Below are 7,377 nucleotides of genomic sequence, written 5' to 3' on the forward strand. Positions count from 1 at the left end.
GCTCTCTCGAATCCAACGCTGCGTGGAGCCGGCCAGCGGCCGGCACTACCGATCAGGGCTTGATCGGTGCCGTCGAGGCCGGGGCTTCCGGCTTGGCCGGTGCAGGCGTAGCCGGTGCAGCCGCAGGCTGTTCGGCTGGCTTGGTCTCTGCCGGTTTAGTCTCAGCAGGCTTCGTTTCTGCCGGCTTGACCGTTGCCTCGGCAGGCTTTGCCACCGCTGCCCCTCCCGCTGCCGGCTTGGCTGCCGGCTTGGCCGCCGGCTTCTTCGCCGCCTCGGCCTTCTGCCTGGCCAGCACCGAACCCGGCTGCTTCAGTTCGGCCAGGGCATCGTTGATCGGACCATCGCCGGGCAGCACGTCACCGGCCTTGTAACCCTCGGTGCCTTCTTCATCGCCACGCAGGTGGCCCGGAAGGGTGGCTTCGCTGTAATCGGTCAGGCTGGCCGGCAGCTCGTCATCACCCGGGCGCTTTTCCGGCTGCAGCAGCACGTCCGGGATGATGCCGGTGGCCTGGATGGACTTGCCGCTCGGCGTGAAATACCGCGCGGTGGTGAGTTTCACCGAGTCACCGTTGTCCAGCGGCAGCACGGTCTGCACCGAGCCCTTGCCGAAGGTGCGGCTGCCGACCACGCGGGCACGGCCGTTGTCGCGCAGGGCACCGGCCAGTACTTCGGAGGCGCTGGCCGAGCCGGCGTCGGCCAGGACGACGACCGGCGCGCCCTTGAGCAGATCGCCCGGGGTCGCATCGAAGCGTGCATCGCTGATCGAGATGCGGCCACGGGTGCTGACGATGTTGCCCTTCTCGAGCAGATCGTCGGCCACCTGCACGGCGGCGGTGAGCAGGCCACCCGGGTTGCTGCGCAGATCCAGCACCAGTCCCTTGAGCTTGCCACCGGCCTGCTGCTGCAGCTGGGCGACATGCTTCTGGAAATCGGCACCGGTGTCGGCCTGGAAGGTGCTCAGGCGGATGTAGCCATACCCGGGTTCAAGCATCCTGCTGCGCACGCTGGTGACGCGGATGGTCTCGCGGGTCACCGTGACATCGAACGGCTTGGGCTTGCCCTCGCGCACCAGGGTCAGCACGACCTTGGTGCCGGCGGCGCCACGCAGCGGTTCGGTCGCTTCGATCGCGCTGATCGGCTTGCCGTCGATGGCGATGATCAGATCGCCCGCCAGGATGCCCGCGCGTGTCGCCGGGGTATCGTCGATCGGCGAAATGACTTTCAGGCTGCTGTTGTCGGGCTGCTGCTGCAGCTCCACGCCGATGCCATCGTAGGCGCCGTTGGCCTGCTCATCGAAGGCCTCGGCGTCTTCCTTGTCGAAGTAGGTGCTGTGCGGATCCAGGTCCAGCAGCAGGCCGCGGATCGCGGACTGCATCAGCTTCTTGTCGTCGACCGGATCGACGTAGGCCGCGCGCACCGCGTTGTACACGGCAGCGTAGCGGCGGATTTCTTCCAACGGAACCCGTGAGGTCACCGCTTCTTCCGTGGTGGCCGCATCGGCCCCGCGCGCCGGCGCTTCAGCGGTCTGCTGCGCCCAGGACACCGCGGGCAACAGGGCCAGCAGCAAGGTGGCGGAACGGGCTACGCGCATGAAGCACTCCAGGATGAGCGGGGGACGGTTATCCACGCACCACGGTGCGTCGCCCGATTATGCGCGAAGCGACGGTAAATTCCCGTTGAATCCCCTGCACGGCGGCGCCCCCAGGTTGGGCGCGGTTTATCGCCGCTGCAGCCAGCTGCCCGGATCGACCGGCTGCCCATTGCGGCGCAGTTCGAAGTAGAGCGCGGTCACGCCCTGCCCGCCGGAATTGCCGACCTTGGCCACCGCCTCGCCCTTCTTCACCGTGGCGCCGGCATCGCGCAGCAGGGTGTCGTTGTGGGCGTACAGGCTCATGTAGCCGTTGCCATGATCGACGATCAGGATCATGCCGTAGCCGGTCATCCAGTCGGAGAACACCACAGTGCCATCGGCGACGGCGGTGATCGTACTGCCGGCCGGTGCACCGATCAGCACGCCACTGCTGGTGCGGCCATCGGGCAGCTTGCCGCCATAGCGCGCGAGCAGGTTGCCGGACAGCGGCCAGCCCAGCCCACCCACCTTCGGCGGCGGCGCGGAGGCGACCGCAGGCGGCGTCTTGGTCGCGCGCGGCGGCGGGCGCGTGCCACTGGCAGCCGCGGCACGATCGGCCTTGTCGGCAGCGGCTTTTTCCGCGGCGGCACGTCGCGCGGCAGCCCGGCGTTCGGCCTCCGCCCGGGCAGCGGCGGCACGCAGGTTGGCGAGCAGGGTTTCCAGCGCCTTGGCGTCCTGGCCCAGGGCCTTTTCGCGTTCGCTGCGATCCTTGTAGCGCTCGTCCAGCGTGGCCACCGTCGCGGCCCGTTCGCGGCGATCATCGGCCAGCGTGGCGACCTGCTGCTTCTGCTGCTGCCGGGTCCCTTCCAGCGCCTTGCGGCGGTCGACGATCTCCGTCTCCATGCGCTGCAGTTCGGTGAGGTCGGCCGTCAGCGACTGGATGCGCTGCGCACGCTCGCGCTGCAGATACCGGTGATAGGCCAGGCTGCGGTTGGCATCGGCGACGCGATCCTGCGACAGCAGCAGCTTCAACGGTGCGTTGTTGCCGATGCGGTACGCCGCGCGCAGCAGCGACGCCAGCTCCGCCCGCTGCTGTTCCAGCCCGGCCTGCAGTGCATCGCGCTTGGCCTGCAGCTCGTTCATGGCGCGGGTTTCGCGTTGCAGCGCGGTTTCGGTCTGGGCCAGGACGCGGCCGGTGCGGGCGACCTTCTCATCGGCTTCGCGCAGCTGGCGCGAGGCCTGTCCGCGCTGACCTTCCAGGTTCCGCCGTTCCTGGGCCACGCCCTTGAGCTCGCTGCGCAGCTTCTGCAGCTTGCGCTCGGCTTCCCTGGAGGACTGGGCGGCGAGCGGGCTGGCGCCCAGCACGGCCACCGCCAGCAGCAGCGCACGCAACGTCGGGGTCAGCCACTGCGAGCGACCGCGTCCGTCGGTCGGATTGTTATCCCGGCGTGAGGAGAAGGCGTTGTGGCGCAAGGGCTTTCCAGTGACTTCAGGCAGATGCGGATTGCAACGATGCATGGTGACATTCCTGCAGGCGGCCTGCCAGCCGCGCTCCACCATCGAGGTTCCCATGAAACGCTCCCTGCTTCCGCTGCTGCTGGTCCTGGCGCTGCCCTGTGCGCCGGCCTTCGCAGGCGACAACATCAGCAAGGTCAACGGCAGCATCTCCGCCGAGGCCGGCCAGAGCTACGGCAATCTGGAGACGGTCAACGGCGGCATCAAGGTCGCCGAAGGCGCCGTCACCGGTCGCATCGAAACCGTCAACGGCGGCATCCGCGTCGCCGATCGCGCGCGGACCGGCGGTATCTCCACGGTCAACGGCAGCGTGCGGGTCGGGCGCGAAGTGATTGCCAGCGGCGGCGTGGACACGGTCAACGGCGGCATCTTCCTGGACCGCGGCAGCCAGATCGACGGCGGTCTGGAGACCGTCAACGGCAGCATCGGGCTGGTCGAGACGCGCGTGGCACGCGGCATCGAGACGGTCAACGGCGACATCACCGTCGGCGTGGGCTCGCAGGTCGAAGGCGGGATCGAGGTCAAGAAACCGAACTTCAACCTGTCGCTGACCCCCGGCCGCAAGCCGCGCGTGATCATCGGGCCGAACGCGACGGTCAGCGGACCGTTGGAGTTCCAACGCGAGGTCACCCTCTACGTCCACCGCACCGCGCGCGTGGGACCGGTCAGTGGTGCCGTGGCCGTGCCGTTCGATACCGACACCGCGCCGCAGGATTGATATTGTGCTCACTGGTGCGCTGCGCACCCGCCTTTCCCGCTCCAGGAACCGATGATGCCCCGCAAACTTCTGTTGTGCCTTGCCGCTGCCGCTGCGTTGACCGCGTGCAAGGGCGAATCCGCGGCGCCTGCCGACGCGGCGCCGACCGCGCCCAGCCACGCGTTTTCGTCGGAGATCAACGCCGACGACTTCGCCGAGCTGGTCAAGACCCTGGCCTCGGACGAGTTCGAAGGCCGTTCGCCGGGCAGCAAGGGTGAAGAGCTGACCGTCAACTACATCCGCGACCAGATGCAGCGCATCGGCCTGCAGCCGGGCAATGGCGACAGCTGGTTCCAGGATGTCGCGATGACCGAGACCACGGCCGATGAGTCGACCGTGCTGAAGCTCGACCAGGCCGGCAAGGTCCGCGAGCTGAAGTTCGGCACCGACATGGTGATCGGCACGCGCAGCGGCCAGCCGGAGGTGAAGGTCGAGAACAGTGACCTGGTGTTCGTCGGCTACGGCGTGGACGCGCCCGAGCAGAAGTGGAACGACTATGCCGGCCAGGACTGGAAGGGCAAGACGGTCGTGATGTTCGTCAACGACCCCGGTTTCCACGTCAATGACGGGAAGCTGTTCGACGGCAAGCGCATGACGTACTACGGGCGCTGGACGTACAAGTTCGAGGAAGCCGCACGCAAGGGCGCGGCCGCCGCGCTGATCGTGCACGACACCGCCGGCGCGTCGTACGGCTGGGACGTGGTCAAGAACTCGTGGGCCGGACCGCAGTACGATCTGCCCGCCAAGGATGATCCGGAAGCACGCCTGCCGGCGCAGGGCTGGCTCAGCGCCGATGCCGCCCGCCAGCTGTTCGCCGAGGCCGGCCTGGATCTGGACAAGGCCTACAAGGACGCCAGCAAGCGTGGCTTCAAGCCGGTGCCGTTGAAGGCCAAGGTGTCGTTCGACCTGAAGAGCACCATCGCCGAGAAGAAGTCGCGCAACGTGGTCGGCGTGCTGCCGGGCAGCAAGCGGGCGGACGAGGCGGTGCTGTACATGGCGCACTGGGATCATCTCGGCAAGCACGAGGGTGAGCAGGGCGACAACATCTACAACGGTGCCGTCGACAACGCGACCGGCGTGGCCGGCATCCTGGAGGTCGCCGACGCGATGGTGCACCAGCAGCCGGCACCGGAACGTTCGGTGGTGTTCCTGGCGGTGACGCTGGAAGAGTCCGGCCTGCTGGGCTCGAAGTACTACGTCAGCCATCCGACCTTCCCGCTCGACAAGATCGCCGGCGTGATCAACATCGATGCGATGTCGGTGGCGGGCCGTGCCAAGGACGTGACCGTGACCGGTTTCGGCAGCTCCGAGCTGGAGGACATCCTCAAGCCGCTGGCGGCCAATCAGGGTCGTACCCTGCACGGCGAAACAGCGGTGCAGAGCGGCTTCTACTTCCGTTCGGATCACTTCAACTTCGCCAAGGCGGGTGTGCCGGCGCTGTATGCCGACGGTGGTGAGGATCTGCGCGACGGCGGTGTCGAGGCTGGCCGCAAGGCCGCCGAGGACTACGGCAGCCACCGTTACCACGGGCCGAAGGACGAGTACGATCCGGCGACCTGGAAGCTGGATGGCACGGTCGAGGACCTGCAGCTGCTGTACGGGGTTGGCCAGGAGCTGGCTGGCGGCGACCGTTGGCCGAACTGGTACGAAGGCAATCCGTTCAAGGCGGCACGCGATGCGATGATGAAGGGCAAGGGCGCTGAGACGCCGGCCGCGGAGTCTGCACGCTGAGCGGTTGGTTGCTGTGAGGTGATCTTTGTTTGATGAAAACGGCGCCTTCCGGGGCGCCGTTTTTTTTGGACCTTCTCCCATCTGAGGGGAGAAGGCGAATCGGACGTACGCGTGATCGCGATGGACGAGTTTGCGAAAATTAGCTGGGAAGGCTCAGCCAGAGGTAAGTCCCAGCTCTTTGATCTTCCCCCACGGCATGATGGTGACCCCGTCGCATTCACCTGGAAGGACGCCGTTAGAGTTGGCTTTCGAGACAATCCCATGGCCGTTAGTGCCTCTGACCACGGCCGCACCGCTGTCACCCGGAGCGCAGGCGAGCGCCTCGCCCTCGATACGTATCCAAGTGTTGGCGCAGGGCAACGCTTGACCGGGCCCACATGCCAAGCCGGGGTTCCAGTCAACGCTGATCACCTTGCCGCAACTCCAGCCGGATCTAACCCACCGGAAGCAAAGCTCCTGCCCAAGCTCTGCACCCGCCCACATGTACATGATTGAGCGCGTGTTGTAGTCCGAGGTTGAAACGGCATAGACGGACCGAAGCGGGGTGTGCAAAACGAATTGTTGTTTTGGAGCACCGCGCCGCCTTGGATGTACTCGACATTGCGTGACTTGGACATGTTTGGTCTGAGAGTGATTGCAAAGCCCATAACCCGCTCAAGCTTCTTGACGGTGGTCTGAAGCTCTTCCGCCTTTTCCTCATTTCCTTCGATGTAGATCACCAGTCGATCCTCACCTGGCCGCCCCAGGAACCCGGTGGCGCCTGGTATGGCGCTGTAGAGAAGATTCATGTGTCTATCGAGGACGGCGTAGAACTCTTGCTTGGTGTACTTGTGTCCCGTCTCAAAAACCACCCGGGTCGTGCCACTTTCAGTACGGACGACACGGTCTGCGACGGCACCTGCACCTTTCAGTTCGACAAGAATGTGTTGGTCGGGGATGTGCTGAAGGGAGATCTCCGTCAACCTGTCTGAGAACTCCTGCCGCAAGTCCTCCATCGATTGCATGATCTCGGTCTGAACGGCAAGCCGGGTGACGGCGTCGTCGACGGACACTTCGGGATTCCGAGTGATGTAACTCTTCACCAGCGTCTGCATTTCCTCGCCCAGCTCCGGGTCCGGGTCGGGCACCTGCGCCCAGACGTTGGCGGTCAGGCAAAGACCGATAGAACAACCTAGAAGCGTCCATTTCATAGGGGTCTCCGTATCCCTGTGGGTTGATCCCAAGCCATTCCAACGGCCAGAGAAAAAGCAGGCTAACAGTCAGAACAAGCAGCTGCACTGACAGAGCTCACAACAAGCCAGGTTCTATATGGCCGAGGGACTGTTCACGGGAAAGCGTTGCGGTCTCAGTAACGACGTGAATCGCCCCGGCTTCTGTAGACACCCCGAAGCCTCATTTTGATTGCTGCTTTTCGAACCCAAGCGAAGAACAAAAAAAACCCCGCTGCGTGAGCAGCGGGGTTTTGGGTGTAAAACCCTGGCGATGACCTACTCTCGCATGGCTTAGGCCACACTACCATCGGCGCAGCTGCGTTTCACTTCCGAGTTCGGGATGGGATCGGGTGGTGCCACAGCGCTAATTTCACCAGGGAGACGGTTGGAGCAGCGCATTGCGCCAGCTCGGCAGAGGTCTCTTCCGAGAAACAGATACCTGCAAAAACCAGGTGCCTGCAAAAAAAGAAAACCCCGCTGCATGAGCAGCGGGGTTTTCGGGTAAAAACCCTGGCGATGACCTACTCTCGCATGGCTTAGGCCACACTACCATCGGCGCAGCTGCGTTTCACTTCCGAGTTCGGGATGGGATC

At 65.1% G+C, this 7,377-nt stretch carries 5 protein-coding genes and 2 rRNA genes; 2 read left to right on the plus strand and 5 right to left on the minus strand.

Going from position 1 to position 7,377, the window contains the following annotated elements; translation table 11 throughout:
- Positions 1 to 52: 52 nt before the first annotated feature.
- Entirely contained in the window at positions 53 to 1,591 is a 1,539-nt protein-coding gene (locus tag ABE434_RS18745; RefSeq protein WP_346479861.1) for a S41 family peptidase, read from the minus strand.
- A gap of 126 nt (positions 1,592 to 1,717) precedes the next feature.
- The gene (locus tag ABE434_RS18750; protein WP_346479865.1) at positions 1,718 to 2,950 is read right to left on the minus strand and encodes a peptidoglycan DD-metalloendopeptidase family protein; all 1,233 of its coding nucleotides are present in this window, start codon (positions 2,948 to 2,950) and stop codon (positions 1,718 to 1,720) included.
- Positions 2,951 to 3,140: 190 nt separating this feature from the next.
- Between ABE434_RS18750 and ABE434_RS18755 the strand changes: the two genes are divergently transcribed.
- A complete protein-coding gene (locus tag ABE434_RS18755) occupies positions 3,141 to 3,803 on the plus strand; it encodes a hypothetical protein (RefSeq protein ID WP_346479862.1) in 663 nt (220 codons plus the stop codon).
- Between the two features lie 54 nt (positions 3,804 to 3,857).
- Positions 3,858 to 5,573, plus strand: a complete 1,716-nt coding sequence (locus ABE434_RS18760) for a M28 family metallopeptidase (RefSeq protein WP_346479863.1) — start codon at positions 3,858 to 3,860, stop codon at positions 5,571 to 5,573.
- A gap of 407 nt (positions 5,574 to 5,980) precedes the next feature.
- Here the strand turns inward: ABE434_RS18760 and ABE434_RS18765 are convergent, their stop codons facing one another.
- From ABE434_RS18765 to rrf (ABE434_RS18775), 3 genes are all read right to left on the minus strand, one after another.
- On the minus strand, positions 5,981 to 6,763 hold the full coding sequence (locus ABE434_RS18765; protein WP_346479864.1) for a hypothetical protein: 783 nt from the start codon (positions 6,761 to 6,763) through the stop codon (positions 5,981 to 5,983).
- A 284-nt stretch (positions 6,764 to 7,047) separates the two neighbouring features.
- Positions 7,048 to 7,162 (minus strand): 5S ribosomal RNA (gene rrf / locus ABE434_RS18770).
- 130 nt (positions 7,163 to 7,292) lie between these two features.
- Positions 7,293 to 7,377: ribosomal RNA gene (gene rrf, locus ABE434_RS18775) — 5S ribosomal RNA — on the minus strand; the annotation flags it as partial.

The sequence above is a fragment of the Stenotrophomonas sp. TWI1183 genome (assembly GCF_039673115.1).
Lineage (GTDB): Bacteria > Pseudomonadota > Gammaproteobacteria > Xanthomonadales > Xanthomonadaceae > Stenotrophomonas > Stenotrophomonas maltophilia_AA.